This window comes from Haloferax sp. Atlit-10N (genome assembly GCF_003586325.1).
GTDB classification, from domain to species: Archaea; Halobacteriota; Halobacteria; order Halobacteriales; family Haloferacaceae; genus Haloferax; species Haloferax prahovense.
Genome location: NZ_PSYX01000010.1, coordinates 38,766 through 63,894, shown reverse-complemented (window position 1 = coordinate 63,894; position 25,129 = coordinate 38,766). Strand labels below are relative to the sequence as shown.

The window sequence follows — 25,129 nt, the reverse complement described above, 5'->3', positions numbered from 1 at the left end:
GTTGTGTATAATCCACTCCTTCACAAGCCAAAGTATTAACTCAATGGAAGAAAGTCAGTGAGTAATGAAAATCTCCGATTCAGAATCACCCCAATACGCAGCGAGCGGGTTACTCCCCGGTGAGCAGGTGTGAGTCAGCAGTCTGACTCCGAGGGTTTGGACGCGAAGGATGGGGCTTCAGAGAACGAGACGAGAGAAAAGCGCTACAAGTGGTCACAAATGAGCCTCGACGAACTCGTCGACGTCTACTGGCAAGACATCGCACCGAAGCGATATCGCGACGGGTTCGACGAAGATCGAGACGTTCCGACCTACGAGTGGCTCACTAAACACGGATACAGTGGAATCGCGTACGCGCTGCGAGAGCACCACGACCTGACGCCCACGCAGTTCTTCGTCGACGTCGTCGGCCTTGAAGACGAGGACTCAAATGAGTGGGAATGGAACGTCGACCACACGGATACTGTTAACGCTCTAGAAGTGTATCTCAACTCGATAGGAACTCGTGGTGGACGGGCAGAGAGTACCGTCGAGACCCACCGGACACGGTTGGCGAAGTGGGTTCGGACCTATCGAGAACTGCACGGGACTGATGCGTTGCTCGAACCGCTATCTGAGTTAGACCAGCAACCGGGAGAAATAGAGCACTGTCTCGCCGTCCTCGACGTCTTCGACGAGGAGCTATCGACGGATCGGTCTAAGCTCGAATATCTGCACGTCGCAAGGGCGTGGTACGCGTTCGTGAAACGCCGAAAGTACGCGAAGTACAATCCGCTCGCCGAGGCTGGCGAAGAGTTCGGCTGGGAAGCCAGCGAACCAGACCCACAGTCGTTGTCCGCGTCGCAAGTGCGGCGGATCTACAGTGAGGTAGCTTCCTCCGAAGCGGAGTTGCTCGTTGTTGCACTTGCTGGGTGGGGGCTACGCCCCTCTGAGGTTGCCGCGTTGCACGTCGACCAGGTTGTTTTGGATGCTGAGGACCCGCATCTGTCGTTCGGTGATGGAGAGCGGAAGAACGGACCTGGTGAGGTGACGTTACTGTATGGGGTCGATGTCGTTGCTGATCGGATTGATACGCTCTCTGACCGTGAGATGTGGAACGGGTATCTGTTCCCGTCTCGATCGTCGTCGACAGGCTATGTGTCAGTTAGTACGATACGTCGTCGGTTCAAACAGCTTGCTGACACTGCTGAAGTAGTTGTTGATGGAGATACGCCCACACCGAAGATGGGGCGGCGATTCTGGTACTCGGCGTATCAGGAGGCTGTTGGGGAGGTACTTGAAGGATTAGAGGGGGTTGCTGAAGATCAGGGGAGTTCGTCAACGGAGGTTGTGCTTCGGAATTACTTGTCGAGAGAGCAAGAGCGGAAGGCCCGGCGAAGGAGGATGTATGAGAAGTTGGAAGCGGCATTTGAATCCTGAGTCCACTCCTCCCTTCCTAATACTGATTGAGCAGGATATTCATGCGACTCTGTAACAACTGTGAGCCTCAGAAAAATGGGATGTACTCCGCTTGCCTCTAGTGGAGGTACGCGGCGACGGCCTCTGTGAAGTAGTAACGATACGCCACGTGCCGGAACGTGATTCGTCCGTACGTGTCACGTCTGTCGACCTCATCGTGGTTCTCGATTCCATCGATCGCACCGTTGATTCGGTCGACCTGGTCACTTAGTTCACCGGCTCGTAGGTGGTCAACAACACCGTCGGGGTCAATCTCAAGCACCTTGCTCACGACCGAACGGACGGTTACTCCACCGTCGGCGGTGGCTCGCTCGTCACCCGAGTCGGGCGCATCGTCGTCTTGGATGTGGTCGACAAGGGCCTCTCGGTCATCGACAACGGTTTCTTCGAACTCGCCGTTGACGACGTCGCCGCCGAAGCGAATGAGGCAGGTGGACGAGTCTACGAGCCCTGTCTATTCGCAGTGCGTGCGTACTACGCGCCAATCAACTCCCCAGAAATCTCGACGTACACGCTCACCAACGACGCAGACGACGCTCTTGCAGCAGCCTGCTGGCTCTCGCATGCGACCGACCCAATGAGTCTCGGGCAGGCGATCGATCGGGTAATCCAAGCACAATCGGGTGACAACCCGGACCACTACGGTATCGACTATCCGACTGACGAGGAACGCGTTGAGGATGTACTCGTTGCAGATCCGAATCGGTGTTTCTACTCCGGGAAAACAACCCGGAGTCATCTGCTTCGTCTTCCCTTCCGATACGCACCGCTTCTGGAGGAGTACCCGGAGAATGCCGAGGCATTGCCTGCAGTTCCACCACGAGTCGCCGGATTTGAAGTCGCGGTTTCGCACACCGAGTGGAGCGAACGGTCGCTCTCAGAGGGGGCGCTCGAAGCACCGATGGAGCGGGTAGAGGGCGGAGTTTACCAGCTGCCAAGCCATGTCGCAAAACAGGCCGATGGATTTCCAGTTGAGGCGACCGGATTCTCGCAGCGGTAGCTCCATCCAGTTATTAGACAGTCAGGTCATCTCCTCCGTAGTCATGGTACAGCACTAGATTTATACTGATCGGAGCGCTTCCTTCAGGTATGAGCCTCGAAGAGACGGTTGATTACCTCGCTGAGGAACTTGACCTTGAGCGAAGTGCCCACGTCCGAGAGGTCGGTCAGTCGGTCGCAGAGCTTCGCGACTGATCAAATCAAAACAGTTCTCTGAAATCCCGTTCGACGAGCCCAGACTCCAGATAGTCGATGAACTCCTGCTTTGTCGGCTCCGCTTTCTCGAGGAGATCATCCCGCTCTGTGCGCTCCAATACTGCACGAGCAAACTCTGTACAGTGATCTTCGTGCCGAGCGGCGTACGTCGACAGTGCGTCACGCCAGTGCATATCCAGCTCGAACTCGTCTAACTGAATCTGAATCCCGTCTTTTCGCTCCACAAGGTCGACGCCAAGTTCTTGCAGTTGCTTGAATCGAATGTTGTTCCGTCGAACAGTGATGAGGCGCTTCGAGTCGACGATATAGGGATCAACCCACTCCTGCCAGGTTTCATCATCAAGGTGAGTGCGAGGCATTTCGAAATCTGGATTCACACTCTCGATACAGAACTGCAGCATTGCAATCCCCGTCCGATGATTCGCATTCGGCAGCGAATGCCGGAGAATGAGATTTGACATCAGCTCACCGGCGACCTGTGGGAGTGGTGCGCCCCACGAGACGTGGTCGAGTGCCTGCCGAATCTTCTGTGGTTCAAACTCCTTATAGAGGCGGAACTCTTCTTCTTCTCTCACGTCTACAGCCGCTTCGAGTAATTCCACTAATCGAAACGCGACGACCTGCCCCTCCCGGGGAAGCTCGGCGATTCGACCGCTGAGCCATTTCTGGTCGAAATCAACCTCGTTTGCGTCTTTGATCTCCGTGTCGCTCTCATAGAGGACATAGACTGGGGTATCAAACGGATAGCCGATGAGCTTCGTCGCGCCGTTTGAATCTTCACGACGGGACAGAATCTCGGATTGCGAGGCCGAGCTATACTTCAGCGAGAAGTTCTCGGCTTGGGGATGGTGATAGTAGACGACACGAGCCATCTGTGCAGAGGTGTTGGTGATACGTGCTTAAATCAACTCGGCGTTTGCGCTATCAGGGGTCCCAGCACTGTGTCGAAGCCGACGGTTTCGCTTCAATTCGTCTACGGTCCTGCTGGAAGTCGGATAGGTCGAACCAGCATTCCGGGCAGAACACGCTTCAACCCGTCTACGGTCCTGCTGGAAGGTCGTCGCCGTCGACGAAGTTCTTCCCGTCGTCGGCGCTTCAACCCGTCTACGGTCCTGCTGGAAGCACGAACTGCGGGAAGTCGGTCGACGATCTCCCGCTTCAACCCGTCTACGGTCCTGCTGGAAGGGTATCGCGTCCCCCGTCTTCCAGGGTGACCCTCAGCTTCAACCCGTCTACGGTCCTGCTGGAAGACTGGCCGCTTTTCAGGTCGCGCTTACTCATACAGCTTCAACCCGTCTACGGTCCTGCTGGAAGGTCGTCGCGGTCGTCGATACGGTTGAAGACCGCCTTGCTTCAACCCGTCTACGGTCCTGCTGGAAGCTTGGGGAAAAACTCATGAATAGTGTCATGATACGGCTTCAACCCGTCTACGGTCCTGCTGGAAGAGGGTCGGGAAGAACTCGCGGTGAACCCGCCGTTCGCTTCAACCCGTCTACGGTCCTGCTGGAAGCCAATCTTCCACAAAGCACCCGTCCCTTTCGTGGTCCCTTCAACCCGTCTACGGTCCTGCTGGAAGTCGCTCGACGCGACGGATTCTACACGTTCGTCTACCTTCAACCCGTCTACGGTCCTGCTGGAAGCTGGAAGCTGAGGACGGCGAGACAGCGCACTTCCGTTCCTTCAACCCGTCTACGGTCCTGCTGGAAGGACCACCTCGACCGCGACCGCGACGACGACGGTCGCCTTCAACCCGTCTACGGTCCTGCTGGAAGGTGAACGCTCGGAACGCGGCGCACTACCTCACGTCCCTTCAACCCGTCTACGGTCCTGCTGGAAGGCTCGGCCCGGACGGACCCCACCGCCGTTGGGACCGACCTTCAACCCGTCTACGGTCCTGCTGGAAGGTGTCGGTTCGTGGTCGTTTCTAGCCGGTCGCCGTCCTTCAACCCGTCTACGGTCCTGCTGGAAGAACGACGACGACCAGTCGCTGGCGTCGCTGATGAACCTTCAACCCGTCTACGGTCCTGCTGGAAGGGCTGATCACGACGGAGACCGACCATCTCGGTCGTCCTTCAACCCGTCTACGGTCCTGCTGGAAGGGCTGATCACGACGGAGACCGACCATCTCGGTCGTCCTTCAACCCGTCTACGGTCCTGCTGGAAGACGGGATGGTTTCTCTCACCGGCCCATCTGTGAACACCTTCAACCCGTCTACGGTCCTGCTGGAAGTGTTCCACCGGTCGAAGTCGATGTCAACGTGTCTGCCTTCAACCCGTCTACGGTCCTGCTGGAAGTCGCCTCGTGGAACTCTTCTTTGTTCACGATGAGCCTTCAACCCGTCTACGGTCCTGCTGGAAGCTTCGAGTTCCATGGTCAGAGCGTTGAGAAACCGGTCCTTCAACCCGTCTACGGTCCTGCTGGAAGCGTCTCGATCATCGGATCGGGGGCGGCACCGTCGTCCCTTCAACCCGTCTACGGTCCTGCTGGAAGAAGGGTCGAGGGTGTGTTGTCAGGCTCGGCTCGGGCCTTCAACCCGTCTACGGTCCTGCTGGAAGTGAGCGGGAATAAAGACGGCAGCAACAACACGCCCCTTCAACCCGTCTACGGTCCTGCTGGAAGTCGGTTGTGAGTTCGACTACGATTTCGACGTGCCCCTTCAACCCGTCTACGGTCCTGCTGGAAGCGCTGTCATAGAACTCACGGCTGTCGGCGGCCGGACCCTTCAACCCGTCTACGGTCCTGCTGGAAGCGGAGGGCTGGGCGGCACGGTTCCGGGATTTCAGACCTTCAACCCGTCTACGGTCCTGCTGGAAGTTGGCGGGTCGGGTCGTCGCCACTGGCGATGTCGGCCCTTCAACCCGTCTACGGTCCTGCTGGAAGTGCCGTCATCGAACTCACGAGCATCGGAGGCCGGACCCTTCAACCCGTCTACGGTCCTGCTGGAAGACGTGAATTTCAACGACGTGATATTTTCGTCGGCCTTCAACCCGTCTACGGTCCTGCTGGAAGCGCCCACGAGTTGTACAGGACGATGGCGAGCATCCACCTTCAACCCGTCTACGGTCCTGCTGGAAGCTTCTTGCTTCCCGCCAACGCGGTCGTCCATCCGGCCTTCAACCCGTCTACGGTCCTGCTGGAAGGTCGCACTCCTCGTCCGCACCCACGTGGAGAATCTCCCTTCAACCCGTCTACGGTCCTGCTGGAAGGCCCTGGTCAACCAGATACTCCAGTCGGTTACGAACGCCTTCAACCCGTCTACGGTCCTGCTGGAAGAGTCATGCGGCTCTCACTTTGATTACACTTCCTAGCCCCTTCAACCCGTCTACGGTCCTGCTGGAAGCGTCGATAAGCGCCGACGCGGTGATGTCCTTGTAGCCCCTTCAACCCGTCTACGGTCCTGCTGGAAGTGTCAGTCATCATTACCACCCATTCATGGGGCCGCCTTCAACCCGTCTACGGTCCTGCTGGAAGTTAGACTCCTCTCTACTATCTGAACTACCATCTTGCCCTTCAACCCGTCTACGGTCCTGCTGGAAGTCCACCGATGACGCGGTCGGGGAGACGATCGATACCTTCAACCCGTCTACGGTCCTGCTGGAAGACCACACTTCTCGACGCGGAACGACCCCACGGCGACCCTTCAACCCGTCTACGGTCCTGCTGGAAGGGAGCCACAGCGGATCTCCATTTAGGACGAGCGCCCCTTCAACCCGTCTACGGTCCTGCTGGAAGACCGACGGTAACTGTCCACGATGCGGAGCGGGAGCCTTCAACCCGTCTACGGTCCTGCTGGAAGCAGCACACCAGTCACGTTGTCGATGACCTGATACCGCCCTTCAACCCGTCTACGGTCCTGCTGGAAGCGAACACGAGGACTCAGAGAACGCGCGTCGGCCACTCCTTCAACCCGTCTACGGTCCTGCTGGAAGGCCTGAACTAACGATCTTGTTCGTCGTCCTTGGACTCCTTCAACCCGTCTACGGTCCTGCTGGAAGCACGGCCCAGAACGGACAAACCGGCGTTGGGAAAACCTTCAACCCGTCTACGGTCCTGCTGGAAGCTACCCTGTCGCCGTGTGATCGAATTGGCGCGCAGACCTTCAACCCGTCTACGGTCCTGCTGGAAGTTCGTCGCCGTCTCGTCACCGCATCGCGGACATCTCCTTCAACCCGTCTACGGTCCTGCTGGAAGGCAGTCTCCCAGCCGTCTGCTCTGGTGCAGACCTCGTCCTTCAACCCGTCTACGGTCCTGCTGGAAGCCCGCTCTCCGAGTCGGTCGGCGAAGCCTACGAGTGCCTTCAACCCGTCTACGGTCCTGCTGGAAGAATCCATTCAGTCGGGAGCATTGGCGGATTACGGCGCCTTCAACCCGTCTACGGTCCTGCTGGAAGGAAGGGCACTCGTCGTGTTGATTGCGACTTCTGGACCCTTCAACCCGTCTACGGTCCTGCTGGAAGGCGAGGATTTCGAGGTCGTTCGCGAACTGGCGGATCCTTCAACCCGTCTACGGTCCTGCTGGAAGGCTGGTTTGCGACCGGCAGTTCGTCGTCGATTGTCCTTCAACCCGTCTACGGTCCTGCTGGAAGCATCCGGGGGTACGCGACCGCCGGTCGCTATCCGTTGCCTTCAACCCGTCTACGGTCCTGCTGGAAGACGGTGCAAGCGGAGGACGACCGCGCCGACTAACCCCCCTTCAACCCGTCTACGGTCCTGCTGGAAGCCCGTCTTGCTTCTGCTGCTCGGTGGAGACGCGAATCCTTCAACCCGTCTACGGTCCTGCTGGAAGGATGCCCGATATGCGGGCGTGAACGGTTCTTTTCGGGGAATTCACTCAAGTGTTTCTGTCGACCCCTAATTCTGGGTCTACCCCCGGGGGGTCGACAGAAGTGATTAGATGGAGAAGCGGTCGCTGATGAGGTCGGTGATTCTGAGGCCGCCGTCGGCGAGATCGTAGAATTGACCGTTTCCGGTTCGGGTGGTGGTGAGGACGTTGACCCCTTCGGGGTCGTTGAGTGGTCGGCCGTCGATTCGGGTGATCGTGGTCACTCCTTCGAGGCTCTTGAGAGGGACGGAGACACGGAGACCACTGAGGTGGTTCAGTAGTTCGAACCCCGCTGCTTGTTCGTGAGAATTCTCACTGAGGAGTTCTGTGAGGCGCTTGGTTGCTCTGCGCTCGACCGGGGTGTGTGCGACGATGACGTCGCGGGTTTCGTATCCGCTATCGATGAGACTTCGGCGTGCGAGAACCTCTCCTTGGCAAGTCTCGAGGGCGTGCGTGAGTTCTCGGTCTTCGACATCAGCTTCGTTCTCGGCTGCGACCCAGTCGAAGTACGCGGGAATAGCGTCTGTCTCGACGGCAGTATCGGGGACTGTCCGTGAACCCCGCATCTCACAGAGTTCGTCCAGAATTCGGCGGACCTTGGTGAGTTCTGCTTGCGGATAAATGTAGTTCGCGGGGGGTTCTGCGCTGTCTTCAGTCGGTCCGAGTGACCAGATGGTGACATCACCGCTAGTGAGCCCCCATTCGAACGAGCGGTTACATCGGCCGGCGGCCTGCACGAGACTGTCGAGTGGTGCGAGGTCACGGAAGACCGCGCTGAAGCTGATGTCGACACCAGCTTCGACTGCTTGTGTCGATACGAAGGCGAATGGCTGGGTCGAGCGTGCGATGACGGTGGCAACAGTCACTAGAACACGTCTGTCCCGTGGACGGTACCGCGAGGAAAACTCGCCAACGAGGAGTCTGTCGGACGGACCACTATACTGCCACGTCCAATCTGTGACTCCCTCTGTCGACTTGGCTATCGCTTCGAAGCCGAGTTTCTCGAGCACTGCTACTGCGAGATCCGACGTATCTGGTTCCTGGTCGAGTACTTCGATGCTAACTGATTCTGTGGCCCGTTGCGATGCGGAGAGTTCGTTGAGAGTAGATTGATAAACTGCGCCGATGTGCTTCGTTCGCGCTCCAGCCGCGGTTGCTGCGGCCGTTGTCGCGGTTGTGAGCGTGGATGCGCTTTCGATCGTGTTGCAAACAGCGAGCGCTGATGTGTTAGTGTCATTTCCAGTGATGGCTTCGACGAGTCGGGTTCCAGCGGTGGTGTGACTGCAGTAGTCTACGTCCCCAGTGTGTTCGTCGACGGAAACCGACTCGTCGATCTCGTACGTTGTACGGGAAACAGCATCGAACGCCGCTCGCTCGATCGGGGGTGCTGACTGTCCAGATGCTGAGAGCAGCGACGAGACGTCGAAGGGTGCATTGTCGAAGAGGCTCGGCTGCGTCGCGGTCATCGAGACGACGCGGGCGTTGTACTCGGTAATGAGCAGATCGACGAGGTATCTGATCGCGGGCCACCACTCCTTCGGAAGGGTTTGGGGTTCATCGAGGATGATGACGGCGTCATGGAGCGCTGGGAGTTTGAGGCCGCGTGCATTTGTCGGACCGGTGAGGCTCTCGAACAGCTGGACGAACGTCGTGAGCACGGTTCCGCTGCGCCAACTTTCCGCGAAGCGAGACGCATTGAAGTACGCGCTGTCATCGGTCGCTTGGTCTGGGATCGATTCGAGTTCGGCGATGGATGGGTAGGTGACGGTGTCGCTGAGATAGTGATGGACCGTGAACGCTCGTCCGAACGGGTCGGCGTTGAGCGCGTTCTCGAAAACGTCCCGTGTCTGCTCGATGATCGACGTGTAGGGGAGAGCGTAGACAACACGGGGCGCGTGCTGCTTGCCCAGTTCTTCGTGTCGTGTCTCGTCACGGATCGTGTACGCGGCGGTGATTCCGGTGAAGGTCTTCCCGAGGCCAGTGGGGAGTGTGAGTGTCGCAACGTGGTCGTCTCGGTCTGCGAACGCCCGTGCGTTCTCCTTGACGTGGCGTCGAATGCCCTCACGAAGCTGATTGAGCGTCGCTTCGTCGGACGCGTCACCGCCGAGGTCGGTGTCGTGCTCTGCGAATTTAGGAGGGGGTGAGAGGCCGCGTCGTTTCGCTTCGATAGCGTCCTCCAGATCGTCGAGTTCGAGAGCTTCTGGACGGAGCCGGCGGTCGTCTTCGAGTCCAGCGGAACACGTTTTATCTGCGAACGTGAGGACACTCCAGAGCCGTACCGTCCGGTCGTAGAGCGCGTCGGGGAGGGAATCCGGAGACGGCTCAACCAGCAGCACTAACGCCTTAATGTCCCCTTTCGCCTCTCCGACCAGATCAAGGACTCTGTCGTATATGTCGCCCTCACGCATCGCATCCCTGAATGACGTCCAGGAGACAGTGCCACCGGAGGCGTTCTGGAGTAACTCGTGAGCGACTGCCGTCCGATCTTCGCCGTCTTCGATATCCGATAGTTGGCCAGCCAAATACGCGCTGCCTTCCTCGGCACGTTCTGCTTTGGTCGTTTTGACTAGCTGCTCGGCTGCGTCGGGGAGTCGACCGTGGTGGCGGAGGATACTAAGCAGGCCGGCGAGGCAGTCGCGGTCATCGTATCCGCATTCGTTGAGAACGTGAAAGGCGGCGAACGCGCCAAGCCGGGCGTGATACGTACTCCGGACATCTTTGACTGGTTTCCCGCGGACGTGGTGCTGGAAGTACGTCGTCGCTTTCCCGAAGTCGTGGAGACGGCCGATAATGGATGCGAGGCGACGCAAGTCGTCACCGCAGAGGGCGGGCGCGAGCTCGGCGACATCCTCACTGTGCACCGTCAGCAGTTCGTCCTCAGCTCCGTTCTCACCGGGTCGAGCGATGATGTCGTCGTACATCTAGATGAACGCCAGCGTTCGACCGTCAACCTTCGAAACCTCAACCTTCGACGCGTCGACGGTCAACTGACCGGTGTCCTCCCGGAACGCGTAATCGACGTAGGAAGTCGTCTTCCGGGATGTCTCGTCGGCGGTCATCGTTCCAGGGACGCGTTCAACCGCATAGGATTGTTCGGTGTCGGGAATGACTGCGTCGACGCCGTTCGGAACGAGTGAGTCGACTGTACAGCGGTCCGGTGACGCTACGCGTTCAACAGCGTGTTCACCGGTCTGTTTCGCTTCGTATCCGATTGCGGCGTGAAGTTCAGAGAGTCCGAGGGTCGGTGGATAGTACGCGACTCCTTCTTCGAGTCTGTCGCGGAGCGTTCCGTAGAAGACCGGGTCTTCGACGGCGACGGACACCCGATACGCGGGCTCGACGAGATAGTGGTAGCTGTGTAGCTGTCGTGCGGCCGTGCTGTCCGGGTACTGGACTTTGACGGTCTTGTTCCCCGTACCGCCACTGCTCGAAAACGTCTCGTTCGGATTCGTCCCGAGGCCGAGTGACGGCAGCGAAACCGTTCGCGGTGGGGAGAGCAACTCGACCGCGATAGCCGACGTGTCGTCGGCGAAGATATCGTAGTAGCCGTCACGGCCAACACCAACGACGGCGGCGAGCAGACCGGCGAGCGTCGTTCGTGGCGGCACTCGATAGGTCTGTTTCGTCACCGTCCGGTCGATTCTCCGGAAGTGACCCCAGTCCCCCGTGAGCTCGAACGTCAGGCACTTCGATGGGATGCCGTCGTCTACTGTCGGTGGGTCGTCCGCGGTCACCGTGGGACCCCGGTACGCCCCGTTCGTATCTCGGCGTGCCATCACTCACTCGGGAGTGTTTCCTGGAACTCCTCGTACACGTCGACCTCGCGGGTCGGAACACCACGCGCGTTGAGTTCGCTCCCGAGGTCGGCAGCGGTTCCGATAACATCGCCGTCGACACTCACCGAGAGGTACTCGCTCCCGATCACGGCGACAGACTCGACCTGACCGGCGTCAGAGAGCGTCCCCAGCCGGTTGAGGAGCGTCGTCACATCGAGACAAACGTCGTTGACGTTTCGGAGCTCTTCGTCAGGCATCGGTTCACTGTTCCCCGCGCTCTCTCGGTCGAGCGTGATCGCGTTGTGGAGGTCGCCGTCTTGGAAGCCCTCTTTCGCGTATTCGACACGGAGATAGAGCCGTGGGGACTGCCCGACCTTCGAACGACTCACCGTCTGATTCTTCAGCGCACGCCAGCAGAGCGTATCGAGACGTTCGACGTCCGAATCGGTGAGGCCCGTGTTCTCCGCGCCGTGTTCGTCGATAATCGCGTGGAACGGAAAGATCCCGTACTTGATGCGGTGGTCGTCGAGTCCGTACCCACCGACGTCCTTCCCTTCGTTCGTTGAGATGACGCTCGTGAGTGTGTTCGACTCCTCGTTGAGTTCGACAGCGTTCAGTGACCGAGCGGGGCTGAACTGGACGGGGCCCGTGTAGTTTCCTCCCTCGAACTGCTCATAGAGAGCTTCGTGAACGGCGTTTTCTGCGTCCTTGTTGAAACTGAGCGTCGCACCGAAGTAGCGAACGTCAAGCGCGTTTGCGAGGAACTGCTCGGCGATGTCGTCGATCTCCTCAAGTTCTTCCTCGGTCGTGATATCTCCGAGTACGTCAAGTGCGAGCGCAGCACGACTCCCGCTTGTTCCTTCTGCAGTCTTCTTCACGAAGACTCCGTGTCCGTCGGCCTCAAGTTGGTCGCGGAGGTAGCGCTTCAGACGGACATCTGTGATGACGCCCTGGCCAGTGACGGGGTCTTGTCGGGGTCGGTTCTCGCCGAGCGGGTTCCCGTTCGGATTGCAGTCCTGGGCGTCGGTGATGAAGACGATCTCGGAGCGGTTCGCGACGGTGTCTGTGATTTCGGTCATGGTGAGTGGTTACTGGTTGTTCTCGAGCTCAATTCCAGATTGTCGTGCGACGTCCTCTCGGAGGTCGTGCGCTCGGTTCCTGGCTCGCTTCCCGTACAGCTGGCCGATTGCGTAGTGGAATCGGAGGTCGGACGTTCGGATCTCCCATTGTGCTCCCAGGAGGTCCGTGAGGCGCTCTTCCAGTTCGGGGAAGAGCGACGACCCATACGAGGTGTCGCTCGCGTACGCGTTCATCTTGTCGACGAGTTTGGGGACGAACTGGTTGATCCGGCCGCCAGTCATCTGTTCTGCGGGATACTGCTGGAGGACGGTCTGATTCATCTCTCGGGTTTGGGCCTGATAGTCCCCGACTTGGCCGACGAGAACCCCCGCGAGGAAGGCGCCGAGTCGGTCGGGCTCTTCGAACGCCGGGCGCTCCTCAATGAATCGGTCGAGACGGTACTTGCGGAAGTTCCAGAAAGCGACGAGGTTTCCGTCCTCGTCGAGGAACTCATCCGTGGCTACGTCGGTATCGGTCGTTGCTGTTGGCATGCGTGTAAGGGCGGTCAGTGCGTCGTTGGTGGTATTCGTTGTGAGTCGGTCGACACGGGCAAGGGCTTCGAGTTGTGCGAACTGCGTCTTGAGATGTGACTCGGGCAGGCGGTTCTCGTCGTCATCACGTTGCTCTGCCACGATACGTTCGACGTATTCATCGAGGAGTCGCTCGACGGGGATCGCTTCCCCATCGCCGGAGAGGAGCGTGAACGTCAGCCAGTCTGCTGGGTCGTCCGCCGGTGGCGCGTCGCCGCCCGGCGTCGAGAGCGTACCGTACGCGTACAGTCCATCGACGATCGAGTAGAGGACTGGTTCGGTGGTGATCCCGTCCGAGATGGGAACCCACTCTGGAGGTTGGTTGAATCCGGCGGATTTGTCGAATGTCGAGCCTTCGAGGACCTGCATGTGGGCTTCCGCGAGTTCACGTGCGGGCTGGATTGAGAGGTCAGGTGTCTCGGTGAGGACGTTGATGTCGCCGCTATCATTCCGGACGACGACGACGTAGAACCGGAGGTCGGCCACGGCACCCTCGTCCCGTGCTTCGATCGCTTTCTGGACTTCGACGAGGTCTGCTTGCGTCTCGATGGCTGTTTCGCCGAGCGCGAAGTCGAGGTACTGGGCTCGCGTCCCGTCCATCCGCGTGAAGTACGGGATCGTGTAGATGCTTCGCCCGCGACGTGTCGTTCGACATCCCTCGACCATCGAACTCCCGGATTGGATCAGTAATGCGGCTTCCGCGGAAATCGAGTGTGCACGCCACGCTTCGGGCTTCTTGAGACCGTTGAACTTCTCCGCGTGCTGCACCGTGAAGAAGGCGAGCGGGTCCTCAGCCGTCCCGAAGACCGTCTCGGTTTCACCCGTGACGAGGCATGCGGCCTCACCGCGCGACGGTGGGTCTGATTTCTCGAGGTTTTTTCGCGCGAGTTTTTCTTCTTTCCGTGCTCGCATTCCCGCGTTGAGTACGTGGAGTTGTCCGGGATAGTAGTAGCCGTCGTCTGGGTCGCCCGAGGGCGCGTGTTCAAGCCCATCTGTATCGAGCTTGATGGCGACGGTCGCTGTAACTCGTGCCCCGCCGTCGAACGACTGTTTGAGAAGCCCTTCGAGGTCGTCTTTGAGACCATCACGCTGGCCAATGGACTGTAGCCCCTCGATGATCCATCCGTCTGGATGCTCGTCCACGACCCGACCGACTGCAGGCTCTCTGTCGTCGGCGTTCGTCCATCGACGGAGGCAATCCACACAGTACGTCGTCGCTGTCGAGACGGGCGACCCGCCTTTCGCACCACGTCGCGTGATACTGTGGTCGATACCGCGACCCCACGGGTAGCGGGAGAATCCGAGTTTCGGCACGTCATCCTGACGGAACGTCGTCGCTTCCACGCCGTCGAGCGTCGGTTCGTCCGTCAGATCGACGTAGACCGTGACGAGTTTTGGGCCGTCGCTTCCGCCTTCCGCCGTGGTGAACCCGTCGAGTTCCCCGGGTGTGACGTAAAGTTGGAACTCTTCTGGGACGACCGAGCCTCCGCCGCTCCGTGCTTCGGCGATCGCACCGTAGAGCGTCTGGACGCGACGAAGTGACGTGACCGGACGCTCATCCCAGTAGCGGTCGAATCGTTCAGTAAACGACTCAGACACGACGGCCCCCCGGCGGGACGCGCTTGTCCTCGCGGATATTCACGAAGCCGAACCCCAGACTATTCCGCTCGGCGAGTCCGCAGTCCAGTGCGAGATTGAGATGACGTCGGTGGTCGTCATCTCGAACGCGATACCCGAAACGGAACTTCGAGAGGATATGGGTTTCCGTCACGCCCTCTGTGACAGTCACAGGGAGTGCGTACGTCTTGATGTGTTCGTAACTCGTGAAGAGGTCGCCCCCAACGTCGCTCGGCCCTGGAAGGTAGTCGTTACAATATAGTCCGTGTTTCCGGTCCAGGTTGTTCTCGAGTTGCTCCTTCAGTGGCTCGAGCGTGTGCTTCGCCCTCCAGAACTCCGGTGCGTCGCTCGGTGCGTCGATGCCGTACTCGTCGAACTTCCAGTGAGGAATCCGAACCACGAGCCCGGTGTCGGTCGTGAGCATTCCCTCCGTTCCTGGCTCTCCGACGTCCGGCTCGATACCCGTGACTTCCTCGACAGTGAACGGCATCTGCTTGATATTGAACTCACGGTCCTCGATGAGACTGGACGCGACCGCGTGCAGGACATCGTCACGCGCAGAGGCGATAAGGACGTTCCTCCGGTCTCCCTCTTCAATCGGCCCGACCGGAAAGGGATTGCTCATCGAGAGCCCAGTCGGCTCGCTCTGGTCGTGGAGTTCGTCGAACTGTTCGCCGTCGAGTGCACGCCACACGCGACCTGCGAGCCCCCGGTGATACTGGTTATCGTATGCTGCGTCAGCGTCAGCTCGGAGTCGAACTAAAAGCCGCACTCCTCACCTCCCCTGCCAAACCGTCCGAAAGCATTCCCGGACATGACAGCCAACAATTTCGTGTCTCGTGATATGAAAGTATGGACGAACAAAAGAAAGATACCCACCGAACGGTGGGCCTGCTGGAAGCGTCGGGTCTCGCAGTACCAAGGTCCCCGCTTCAACCCATCTATCCGATGGTCGAATTGGCCATCGGTGGACCTACTGGAATAGCGGGTCCACGAGACGTTCAACTGTATGTACCAATGCCACCTATCAATTTCGCTATTCATATTGACACCTCTGAATCCCCTCGATCGCTTTTGATTGGCTGAATAACAATGATCTTACTTCCACTCTGGTTAGTCCAGTGAAAACTGATGAGGTGCTTCCGTTCCAATTGGAGGAGATTCTTCAAGCACCTCCGGGGGGAGCAATGACTTTGTAGAGCGGTTGCCTCTTGTAGTGTCAGAAGAGGCAGTTGTCTATCACGCTCGCTGATTTGACTCCATACGTCGTCCTGTTGTCGCATATCTCTATGTTGTCCTGGATGACACATAAATGTCTAGCCTCCGTGCAGTACCAAGTCCCCGTAAGTAATATTTCATAGTAGATATTAAGTCGTGTGTCGTGTCAACTAGGTTATGGCTGTGACGAGTCTCTCGGATATCGTTGACGCCGAACGCGACCCCTGGCGAGACCCACCGATCAGAATTACTGGTCTCATGGTCCAGTACTTCGAAGTCTGTAAGCGCGAGCTTTGGTTCATGTCCCGGGGTATCGATATTGACCGCGAGTCAGTAAACATTCGCCGGGGAACACGCGTAGACGAAACTAGCTATCGGGATAAGCGCCAATCCTTCCAAGTGAATGGCCGAATCGCGATCGACGTACTCGACGATTCCGGCGACATCATGGAGGTGAAAGTCTCGTCGAAACTCGAAGAACCACCGAAACTCCAACTCCTCTACTACCTCTGGTACCTCGAAACAGTTCTCGATATCGAGAAAGACGGTGTTCTCGCCTACCCCCAAGAGCGAAAGCGTGAGCGTGTCAAACTCGACGACGAGAATCGAGAACGTATCGAAGCCGTGCTGCGCGGGATCATCGAAGTCGTCGAAGCGGACGAGCCGCCCGAACTCGAGAAAAAACCAGTCTGCGACTCGTGTCTGTACCAGGACATCTGCTGGATGTGAACACTCATGGTCAAACCTAATCACCACGTCTTCGCCGACGGCGACCTCCGACGTAACGAAAGCACGCTCCGAATCGACACACTCGACGGACGAACGAGACACCTCCAGGTCGAGAGCATCGATGCGCTCTACTTACACGGGCAAATCACGTTCAACACACGCGCGCTCGGTCTCCTCAACGAGCACGGCATTCCAGTCCACGTCTTCGGCTGGAAGGATTACTATCGTGGTTCGTATCTCCCGAAACGTACCCACGTCTCCGGGAACACCGTTGTCGAGCAAGTTCGCGCATACGATGACACGGAGCGTCGCCTACAGATCGCACAGCGAATTATCGCTGCGAGCATTCACAACATGCGCGTCAACATCCGCTACTACAACCAGCGAGACCACGAATTCACGGACCTACTCGAAGAGCTCCAAGCACTCAAAGAACGCGCGGAAACGACTGCGGACATCGAAGAACTCCGGGGGGTCGAAGCCACCGCGCGTAAACGCTACTATCGCGGCTTCGACGAGATCCTCCGTGATCCCTTCGACCTCACGAAACGAGAATACAACCCTCCGTCCAACGAAGCGAACGCGTTGCTCTCCTTCCTCAACGCGATGACGTACACGACCTGCGTTTCTGCGATTCGGAAAACCGCACTCGATCCGAGCGTCGGCTATATGCACGAACCGGGCGAACGCCGATACACGCTCTCCCTCGACATCGCGGATATTTTTAAACCCATCCTGGCCGACCGCGTGATGTTCCGACTCGTCAACCGACAACAGCTCTCCTTCGACGATTTCGAAGACAAACTCGATGGCTGCCTCCTCACGGAGCACGGCCGACAAACCGTTCTCGAAGAATACGAACGCACGCTTGACCGAACCGTCAATCACCCGCGCCTCAACCGGAACGTGAGCTACAAGACACTCGTCCAGACGGACGTCTATAGCCTCAAAAAACACATCCTCACCGGAGAACCATACCACGCAACGGAGCGCTGGTGGTAATGTTCGTCCTCATCGTCTACGACGTTCCCGCGGGACGGACTGAGCGCTACAAGAAAATGCTCCGCCGCCGCCTCGAACACGTTCAATACTCGGTCTTCTACGGTGACATCACGCCCGGGCTTCTCGTCGAGATCAAAAACGACATCGAAGATCTCCTCGAACCCGACGATTCGATCATCGTTTTCGAAGCCGAACGCGTCGGGGCCGTCGATCTCACCACGTACGGCGACACCGAAGACCCCGGAAGCCGCTTCACCTAACCACTTCTGTCGACCCCCCGGGGGTTGACCCAGAATTGGGGGTCGACAGAAACACTTGAGTGAATCCCCAAAGAAGAGCCGCTCACGCCCATAGATCGGGCATACTTCCAGCCGGACCGTAGACGGGTTGAAGCCAGTTGTAGCGGCTGTCCTCGTAGGTGTAGGACCCTTCCAGCCGGACCGTAGACGGGTTGAAGCTGCCGGTGATGCACGTGATTTCTGGCGCAGCCATTCTTCCAGCCGGACCGTAGACGGGTTGAAGCGACTCGTGGGATAACTCGATGTCGGGGATTCCGATCTTCCAGCCGGACCGTAGACGGGTTGAAGCCAGGGGCTCACAACCGTGCCGTTGCAGTCGCTAATCTTCCAGCCGGACCGTAGACGGGTTGAAGCCGTCACGGACGCGTGACCGGGCGCTTCGAACGCCGCCTTCCAGCCGGACCGTAGACGGGTTGAAGCTGCCACTCGGTCGCGAGCGCCATCGGCGAGCACCGCCTTCCAGCCGGACCGTAGACGGGTTGAAGCCACTATGGCACGGAAGAACACGACTTCGTCTCCGGCTTCCAGCCGGACCGTAGACGGGTTGAAGCTGCACGGTTGACGACGTCCGCCGCGTCCTCCAAGAGCTTCCAGCCGGACCGTAGACGGGTTGAAGCTCCTCGGTCAGCCACGCCCACTTCCGAGAGTCCGAGACTTCCAGCCGGACCGTAGACGGGTTGAAGCAGGGTGCCGGAGACACCACGCTGCTGGTCGGTCACCTTCCAGCCGGACCGTAGACGGGTTGAAGCTGGGCGGCTGGTGGCTCCAGAAAGAGCAGTGCGAAACCTTCCCTTCCAGCCGGACCGTAGACGGGTTGAAGCCTCTCTTGGGGTGTGAAAAGACATTGAGGGTTGGGCTTCCAGCCGGACCGTAGACGGGTTGAAGCATCCCCGAGGGCGGCGGTCTCGACGACACCGGGAACTTCTTCCAGCCGGACCGTAGACGGGTTGAAGCGACCTCTCGGTGCAGGAGTTCGACAACATGCTTGTTCTTCCAGCCGGACCGTAGACGGGTTGAAGCAGATCGCTGTTGTCGCCTTTCAGGTCAACCGAGCGTTCTTCCAGCCGGACCGTAGACGGGTTGAAGCCTGTTCCGACGGGCGTTCGCACAGGGGCAAACAAAGCCTTCCAGCCGGACCGTAGACGGGTTGAAGCTGTGTTCTCCGCGCACCCAAACGGTGACTTGTTGTCTCCTTCCAGCCGGACCGTAGACGGGTTGAAGCACGCGCCGCTACAGACCTACCAAACGCCCCGCTGTCTTCCAGCCGGACCGTAGACGGGTTGAAGCTGCTTTTGCTGTGCCTCTGCATAGGCGTTGAGCGTACTTCCAGCCGGACCGTAGACGGGTTGAAGCTCATCGACTGATCCCCCACCGATAAAAACGGGACGCGCTTCCAGCCGGACCGTAGACGGGTTGAAGCGATGCTACGTAACGACTGCTAAGTGGATTCATTCTATCTTCCAGCCGGACCGTAGACGGGTTGAAGCGGTTGTCAGTCTCTTGAAGGTCACGGTATTCTTCTTCCAGCCGGACCGTAGACGGGTTGAAGCACAGGACGGCGGCTAACCCCACTATGGGGAGTTTCCTTCCAGCCGGACCGTAGACGGGTTGAAGCGACCTCACCGACGAAATCGAACGGATCGACGACGAACTTCCAGCCGGACCGTAGACGGGTTGAAGCAGGTTGTCATCTCATGTTGCCTGCCGTAGCCTGGCTTCCAGCCGGACCGTAGACGGGTTGAAGCAGCGAAATGCGGTTTATCAAGGGCCAACGGCAGCAACTTCCAGCCGGACCGTAGACGGGTTGAAGCGGTCACTGCCATCACGACTCGATGCAGACTGACCCACTTCCAGCCGGACCGTAGACGGGTTGAAGCTGGGCTGATGACGACCAGATCGACGGACAGGTTGTCTTCCAGCCGGACCGTAGACGGGTTGAAGCGAGATGCTCCTAACAGTTGAGACGGGGGCGATGACGTGCTTCCAGCCGGACCGTAGACGGGTTGAAGCGCTCGTGGAGGTGCGGCCATGATACTTACGGCGGCATCTTCCATCCGGACCGTAGACGGGTTGAAGCGTCCGTCCCGAGCGACCCCTGCGCGCCGAAGTCAACCTTCCAGCCGGACCGTAGACGGGTTGAAGCGGGCATGGGAACACAACTCCCACGGCAGATGACCGCTTCCAGCCGGACCGTAGACGGGTTGAAGCATGTTGAATCCGAGTTCGACGAACGTCCCGCCCGGACTTCCAGCCGGACCGTAGACGGGTTGAAGCGTCCATGAAGTCGATGGTCGTCCGCGGCGTCCGGACGACCATGCCTTCCAGCCGGACCGTAGACGGGTTGAAGCAAGGCGTCTGGTGCGCTCACGTCGAGCGACCCGGTCTTCCAGCCGGACCGTAGACGGGTTGAAGCTCGTAGAGGTCGCCGGCGACCCACTTGCCGTCGTTCTTCCAGCCGGACCGTAGACGGGTTGAAGCAGGACAAGGACTATTATCTGACAACGTTTACCGTGTTCTTCCAGCCGGACCGTAGACGGGTTGAAGCGAACTACCTCGGAAATTCACCGTCGAAGCCAACGGCCTTCCAGCCGGACCGTAGACGGGTTGAAGCGACGGGAGCGCATGGGTCGACTTCAACTGATACGCTTCTTCCAGCCGGACCGTAGACGGGTTGAAGCACCGACGAGGAGCTGATTCAGATGCTCCAAGAACTCTTCCAGCCGGACCGTAGACGGGTTGAAGCCAGCGGTGAGTGTTGCATCGGCGGCCGTCCCAGACTTCCAGCCGGACCGTAGACGGGTTGAAGCACCGCGAGTAGCACGAGTAGAGCTAACCCAAAGACGCTTCCAGCCGGACCGTAGACGGGTTGAAGCAATCGCCGGGCGCTGTATCTCGAAGTTGGTCCCCTTCTTCCAGCCGGACCGTAGACGGGTTGAAGCGCTGACGAACCCTAACTAATCATGTCCGACGCCAAAACTTCCAGCCGGACCGTAGACGGGTTGAAGCTGCTTTTGCTGTGCCTCTGCATAGGCGTTGAGCGTACTTCCAGCCGGACCGTAGACGGGTTGAAGCGTTAGTCGGTGCGGCGCAGCATCTCCTGAATAAACTCCTTCCAGCCGGACCGTAGACGGGTTGAAGCCCCGATAAGAAGAAGATAGCCACCAAGTGTGAGCCCTTCCAGCCGGACCGTAGACGGGTTGAAGCGTCGGAACAAGTTCGGAGCTTCCTGCGCGATTCTTCCAGCCGGACCGTAGACGGGTTGAAGCTCACAGTCACGCGGGACATTCGAGTGAACGGTCTCACTCTTCCAGCCGGACCGTAGACGGGTTGAAGCGAGCTGAACTCGACAGATTCGGTTAGTGATTTCGCCTTCCAGCCGGACCGTAGACGGGTTGAAGCGGGATTCCGTTCCCGTACGTCGCGCTCCGCAAGGGCTTCCAGCCGGACCGTAGACGGGTTGAAGCCGGTGTCGCTGGTTAAATTGGACATTCGTGACTCCGCTTCCAGCCGGACCGTAGACGGGTTGAAGCGACACTCGGCAGCGGCCGTCTTCGAAGAACGAACACTTCCAGCCGGACCGTAGACGGGTTGAAGCAGGATTTCCCGGGATGAATCTTCTTTCCCCATCATCACTTCCAGCCGGACCGTAGACGGGTTGAAGCATCCGATTGCGAATGCCCATGTACACGAACGTCCTTCCAGCCGGACCGTAGACGGGTTGAAGCCTCGAAATCGACGTCGACCACACATCGACGACGGACACTTCCAGCCGGACCGTAGACGGGTTGAAATCGCGTCGAAGCCCATCCCTGCTCCATCTTGACTTCCGCTTCCAGCAGGACCGTAGACGGGTCGAAGCTGGGTTCTTGTCAAACGCCGTGGTCTTGCCCAACCATCTTGCTTCGTACTTGGCCTTCGCCTTGTCGTCGCTATTACCAACTACAAACGAGGAGACCAGGAAGTACGATCACCACAGTATGAGCAGAGTTCTATGACACCTCTAATTCAACCCATGATTCACCAACAACTGCTGGTGCTTCCGAGAATTACCCACAGTCGAAGCAAGATCACCGGCCTGAAAGATACCCCCTTTGCCTGTAGAATAGCCTCGGATTGTTCGTCAAAACTCACACCCTCACTTTTCCACCTAAGCGAGGTTATCCAGACGAACTCGCTATCCTACTCTGACTCAATTTTCGGAGCTGAGGCTAGTACACGAAATCAGGAGACAGAACGTAACATCAACCGCTGTCTCTCATACCTCCTCAGTTGCCTTCGCTCGTAGTACCTGAATCAAAGAATCAATGAATCAAAGAGTCTATGAAGTTGTTAATTTTGGAAACCAAGAGTTCAGGATTACATGATTCAGAGAGTCACTGACAATCGCAAATACAAGAATCAACGAACCCGTGAATCCATGAGTCCATGAATCAGTGAATCAGTGAATCAGTGAATCAGTGAATCAGTGAATCAGTGAATCAGTGAATCAGTGAATATTTGAAGCACTGAATCGGGAAATCAAGGACCCGCTAATAGGAGCACGAATTTACTGAATCAAGAAATCAGTGAGAGCAAGAGATTGTGATTCAATGAATCTGTGAATCAAAGAATCAATGATTCAATTATGCTGAATCGAATTTGGGCACTTCAGCCCATCTACTGCCCGATTACATCAGAATCAGGTTAAGACGGATACAACTGAATGTCTGGAATGGATTTATGAGTCAGTGATTCAATGATCGAACCATGAGCGAGACACCCCGTGGATGGGGCGTCACACCATCCACTGGCATCCCCACGATTGCCTTCGGGAACCAGAAAGGCGGAACTGGAAAGACAACTGCAACAATCAACAGCGCAGCGGCGTTGGCTACTCGCGGCCACGATGTTCTGGCGATCGATATGGACCCACAGGCCGACATGACGAAAGGACTTGGTCTGGGGCCGGGCGACGAGAATGACCCTTCGAGTCCGAAGAACGAACTCCCCAACACACTGGTCACCGATGACGCGAACCTTCTCGACGTCCTCGTCGACAACCCGCGCACGCACGATACTAGTCTGTCGGAGATCGTGATCGAGGCCGACGAGTACGACCATCTGAACTTCGACCTGATTCCCAGTCACAAGGACATGGGGCTTGCCCGAGATTGGATGGACGACGCGAATGCCCGTCTCTCGTTGAAGCTCGCCCTCGAAGCGATGGTTGACGACGGCTACAACTACGATTTCATCGTAATCGACTGCCCACCAGACCTCTCCGTCCTGACCGACGCGGCGTTCATCGCAGCGCAGAACGTCTTCCTGGCTGCACAGACTCAAGCAACATCACGAGACGCACTCGACGACCTGTGGGACCAACTGGAGTCCATCGAGAGCAACCAGCAGATTGAGATTGCAATCGTCGGACTCCTGGCGAACATGTACCGGGACGACGGTCAGTCGAAAAAATTCCTCAACGCCTTCGACGAGTCTTTCGCGTCGATGGCACCGATTTTCAAGCTCCCGATGCGAGTGGCGATTCAGCGCGCGTGGGACAACGGACGAGATATTTTCGAATGGGAAGACCCGAACGATCAGCAAGTAGAGCGTGACCTCTTCCTAGAAGTTGCAAAGACGATGGAACGGGCGTTCGACAAGGCCCAAGTGGAGGCATAAGTATGCCCCGAGGAATGGATGAGCGATTCGAGAACCCATCAGACGAAGGGGACGACGAGGGCGCTAGCGCCGAAGAGGAGGCTGCAGCGACGTCGTCAGAAACAGAAGCAGAAACTCGAGATACAGGGGAGGTCACGGGAAACCAGTCGAATCAGCAGCAGGGCTCGACCGCGAGTACCACCGAATCGTCCGCAAGTGAAACGGGAGAGACAGACGACGAGCCGCTGAATATCCGTGAGGACTGGGACTCAGCCACGATATACGTAGAACCGGAGCAGAGCGAGGATATCGAGATTACATTTACTCGCCTGAAAAAGCAGCTGAAGCGTGAGGGTATCACGCTGGAGAAGAACAAACACTTCTATCGTGGGATCTTCGAGGTGGCGTTTGGCGAACACCAAGAGGAAACGAAAGAGAAGATTCGCGAACTCGCAAAGCAAGACGTCGATCAATGAATCACTGATTCACTGAATGCCTATTATTCGAGGGGAGTCTAGCACCGATTTACAGCACTCGTTGGCCCGTCTAACTCCTGTGTAGATTGAATCAAATCACCACTTCGTGATCGAGTCGTTAACGGTGACCAAGCGACATTTTGTGGTTGACTCAGTTGTTAACCAACAGAATCGCGAGCGGATAGAACTTGTTGGTTAAGACGTGAGTAGTTTGACTCGGATTCCTGGATCGGGAGAGAAACTTGTGCAAACACACACCCCTCGTCCAGAGTGTAAATGGAGTAGAAGGGAGGGCCACTGTCCACAAGAAACAGAGGTTCACGAGAAGGAAAGACGGGTGAACCCACGGATAGAGTCGCTAAGACAGAGACAGACAACAGAATACGAGGAAAACAGATGAGTAGTTCTTCACGAGGTCCAGACGAATACTAATTCGTCTCTATTATTGAGTAGAATACACTTACTGGGGTGTTCGGATTGATGAGATATAAAGCTTATAGATAATACTAAGGTTCCTGATGAATTGGAGTACTGGTTGATTTGACGGGAGCTATATTCGAGTGTTCCCGCCTCTCTTTCCGTGGTACGTGTCGTTTACAGACAATTCAGTCGTGCAATTCTCGTCTAGATCCCCGACTCTTCTTGTTCTGTTTCACTCTGGACGAGGGGTGGGTGGGTGTTTTCCCCACCGTGACTTCTATATGACAATTCTCTTGATACCCCAAACTCTCGACACCCTCGGAATTGGTGTGTAATTCAGGTCAACAGCCGCGTTTCACATCGATCGCTACGACTGGAAAACAGGAAGCTTCTCCTTGAACTTCTGTTCAACCGGATAGCGAACTCCGCGACTGTTTTCACTCTGGACGAGGGGTGTCTGCCGTGCGTCAGACATCTTTTTGTTTTCACCCGATGTTTGATCTCCCAACCTTGTTTGAGTTACACTCTTGATGGGGGGTGTGTTTTATCGAGACCATCGGAAGAATAGTGGGAATTCACTCGGGACGAGGGGTGGTCAAACATTGGCTTCTGTCCGCTATACACTCTTGGTGAGGGGTGTCTCATCGACCAAACCGCTTACATGGGAGAGACGTCTTACACTCTGGATAGCGTCTTCTCTTTTCCCGACTGACATTGGACGCACTAGGCAGTAGGTCCCAGTCGTGGAACGATTTACACTCTTGCCGAGGTAGGCGAATTATTAAGTATCCGGGTTGCGCGGTATCTTGTA

General features: G+C 57.6%; 14 protein-coding genes and 2 CRISPR repeat arrays. Of the genes, 7 read left to right on the top strand and 7 right to left on the bottom strand.

Features of this window, described 5'->3' with window-relative positions:
- Nucleotides 1–219 precede the first annotated feature (219 nt).
- Nucleotides 220–1,419, top strand: coding sequence for a site-specific integrase (locus C5B91_RS19580; protein ID WP_115820214.1), 1,200 nt, complete (start codon nucleotides 220–222; stop codon nucleotides 1,417–1,419).
- A gap of 97 nt (nucleotides 1,420–1,516) precedes the next feature.
- Here C5B91_RS19580 and C5B91_RS22000 read toward each other — a convergent pair whose 3' ends face one another.
- Nucleotides 1,517–1,720, bottom strand: a complete 204-nt coding sequence (locus tag C5B91_RS22000; protein WP_147298797.1) for a hypothetical protein — start codon at nucleotides 1,718–1,720, stop codon at nucleotides 1,517–1,519.
- Between the two features lie 84 nt (nucleotides 1,721–1,804).
- Between C5B91_RS22000 and C5B91_RS19575 the strand changes: the two genes are divergently transcribed.
- Complete coding sequence (locus C5B91_RS19575) at nucleotides 1,805–2,458, top strand: hypothetical protein (RefSeq protein ID WP_199708862.1); 654 nt, start codon at nucleotides 1,805–1,807, stop codon at nucleotides 2,456–2,458.
- A 199-nt stretch (nucleotides 2,459–2,657) separates the two neighbouring features.
- Here C5B91_RS19575 and C5B91_RS19570 read toward each other — a convergent pair whose 3' ends face one another.
- The 6 genes from C5B91_RS19570 to cas6 all read right to left on the bottom strand — a co-directional run bounded on the left by C5B91_RS19570 (nucleotide 2,658) and on the right by cas6 (nucleotide 15,309).
- Nucleotides 2,658–3,545, bottom strand: coding sequence for a hypothetical protein (locus C5B91_RS19570; protein ID WP_115820199.1), 888 nt, complete (start codon nucleotides 3,543–3,545; stop codon nucleotides 2,658–2,660).
- A gap of 89 nt (nucleotides 3,546–3,634) precedes the next feature.
- Nucleotides 3,635–7,459: a CRISPR direct-repeat array (repeat unit 30 nt; unit sequence CCTTCAACCCGTCTACGGTCCTGCTGGAAG).
- Nucleotides 7,460–7,563: 104 nt separating this feature from the next.
- Nucleotides 7,564–10,416 carry a CRISPR-associated endonuclease Cas3'' gene (locus C5B91_RS19565; RefSeq protein ID WP_115820200.1) on the bottom strand — a complete coding sequence of 951 codons (2,853 nt, stop codon included), beginning with the start codon at nucleotides 10,414–10,416 and terminating at the stop codon, nucleotides 7,564–7,566.
- Entirely contained in the window at nucleotides 10,417–11,271 is an 855-nt protein-coding gene (gene cas5b, locus C5B91_RS19560) for a type I-B CRISPR-associated protein Cas5b (RefSeq protein ID WP_115820201.1), read from the bottom strand.
- Nucleotides 11,271–12,350: a type I-B CRISPR-associated protein Cas7/Csh2 gene (gene cas7b / locus C5B91_RS19555; RefSeq protein ID WP_115820202.1), complete on the bottom strand. Its 1,080-nt coding sequence runs from the start codon at nucleotides 12,348–12,350 to the stop codon at nucleotides 11,271–11,273. The genes cas5b and cas7b overlap by 1 nt, the downstream gene beginning before the upstream one ends.
- Before the next feature lie 9 nt (nucleotides 12,351–12,359).
- The gene (locus C5B91_RS19550) at nucleotides 12,360–14,519 is read right to left on the bottom strand and encodes a TM1802 family CRISPR-associated protein (protein ID WP_115820203.1); all 2,160 of its coding nucleotides are present in this window, start codon (nucleotides 14,517–14,519) and stop codon (nucleotides 12,360–12,362) included.
- On the bottom strand, nucleotides 14,512–15,309 hold the full coding sequence (gene cas6, locus C5B91_RS19545) for a CRISPR-associated endoribonuclease Cas6 (RefSeq protein ID WP_115820204.1): 798 nt from the start codon (nucleotides 15,307–15,309) through the stop codon (nucleotides 14,512–14,514). The genes C5B91_RS19550 and cas6 overlap by 8 nt, the downstream gene beginning before the upstream one ends.
- A 623-nt stretch (nucleotides 15,310–15,932) precedes the next feature.
- Here cas6 and cas4 point away from each other — a divergent pair.
- From cas4 to C5B91_RS19520, 5 genes are all read left to right on the top strand, one after another.
- Nucleotides 15,933–16,484 (top strand): CRISPR-associated protein Cas4, encoded by a 552-nt coding sequence (cas4, locus tag C5B91_RS19540; RefSeq protein WP_233514300.1) that lies wholly within the window; start codon nucleotides 15,933–15,935, stop codon nucleotides 16,482–16,484.
- Between the two features lie 6 nt (nucleotides 16,485–16,490).
- A complete protein-coding gene (gene cas1b, locus C5B91_RS19535; protein ID WP_115820205.1) occupies nucleotides 16,491–17,486 on the top strand; it encodes a type I-B CRISPR-associated endonuclease Cas1b in 996 nt (331 codons plus the stop codon).
- Complete coding sequence (gene cas2 / locus C5B91_RS19530; RefSeq protein ID WP_042661967.1) at nucleotides 17,486–17,746, top strand: CRISPR-associated endonuclease Cas2; 261 nt, start codon at nucleotides 17,486–17,488, stop codon at nucleotides 17,744–17,746. Before cas1b ends, cas2 begins: the two co-directional genes overlap by 1 nt.
- Nucleotides 17,747–17,850: 104 nt before the next feature.
- Nucleotides 17,851–21,644: direct repeats of the CRISPR family, unit length 30 nt; unit sequence CTTCCAGCCGGACCGTAGACGGGTTGAAGC.
- Nucleotides 21,645–22,531: 887 nt separating this feature from the next.
- Nucleotides 22,532–23,443, top strand: a complete 912-nt coding sequence (locus C5B91_RS19525; protein WP_008322121.1) for a ParA family protein — start codon at nucleotides 22,532–22,534, stop codon at nucleotides 23,441–23,443.
- A 14-nt stretch (nucleotides 23,444–23,457) separates the two neighbouring features.
- Nucleotides 23,458–23,898 carry a hypothetical protein gene (locus C5B91_RS19520; RefSeq protein ID WP_199519554.1) on the top strand — a complete coding sequence of 147 codons (441 nt, stop codon included), beginning with the start codon at nucleotides 23,458–23,460 and terminating at the stop codon, nucleotides 23,896–23,898.
- Nucleotides 23,899–25,129 lie beyond the last annotated feature (1,231 nt).

Bases quoted from the DNA above. Each gene is read 5' to 3' on its own strand.
- C5B91_RS19565 (WP_115820200.1), bottom strand. From the start codon at position 10,416: ATGTACGACGACATCATCGCTCGACCCGGTGAGAACGGAGCTGAGGAC.
- cas5b (WP_115820201.1), bottom strand. From the start codon at position 11,271: ATGGCACGCCGAGATACGAACGGGGCGTACCGGGGTCCCACGGTGACC.
- C5B91_RS19525 (WP_008322121.1), top strand. From the start codon at position 22,532: ATGAGCGAGACACCCCGTGGATGGGGCGTCACACCATCCACTGGCATC.
- cas7b (WP_115820202.1), bottom strand. From the start codon at position 12,350: ATGACCGAAATCACAGACACCGTCGCGAACCGCTCCGAGATCGTCTTC.
- C5B91_RS19580 (WP_115820214.1), top strand. From the start codon at position 220: ATGAGCCTCGACGAACTCGTCGACGTCTACTGGCAAGACATCGCACCG.
- C5B91_RS19520 (WP_199519554.1), top strand. From the start codon at position 23,458: ATGGATGAGCGATTCGAGAACCCATCAGACGAAGGGGACGACGAGGGC.
- C5B91_RS19570 (WP_115820199.1), bottom strand. From the start codon at position 3,545: ATGGCTCGTGTCGTCTACTATCACCATCCCCAAGCCGAGAACTTCTCG.
- cas1b (WP_115820205.1), top strand. From the start codon at position 16,491: ATGGTCAAACCTAATCACCACGTCTTCGCCGACGGCGACCTCCGACGT.
- cas2 (WP_042661967.1), top strand. From the start codon at position 17,486: ATGTTCGTCCTCATCGTCTACGACGTTCCCGCGGGACGGACTGAGCGC.
- cas4 (WP_233514300.1), top strand. From the start codon at position 15,933: ATGGCTGTGACGAGTCTCTCGGATATCGTTGACGCCGAACGCGACCCC.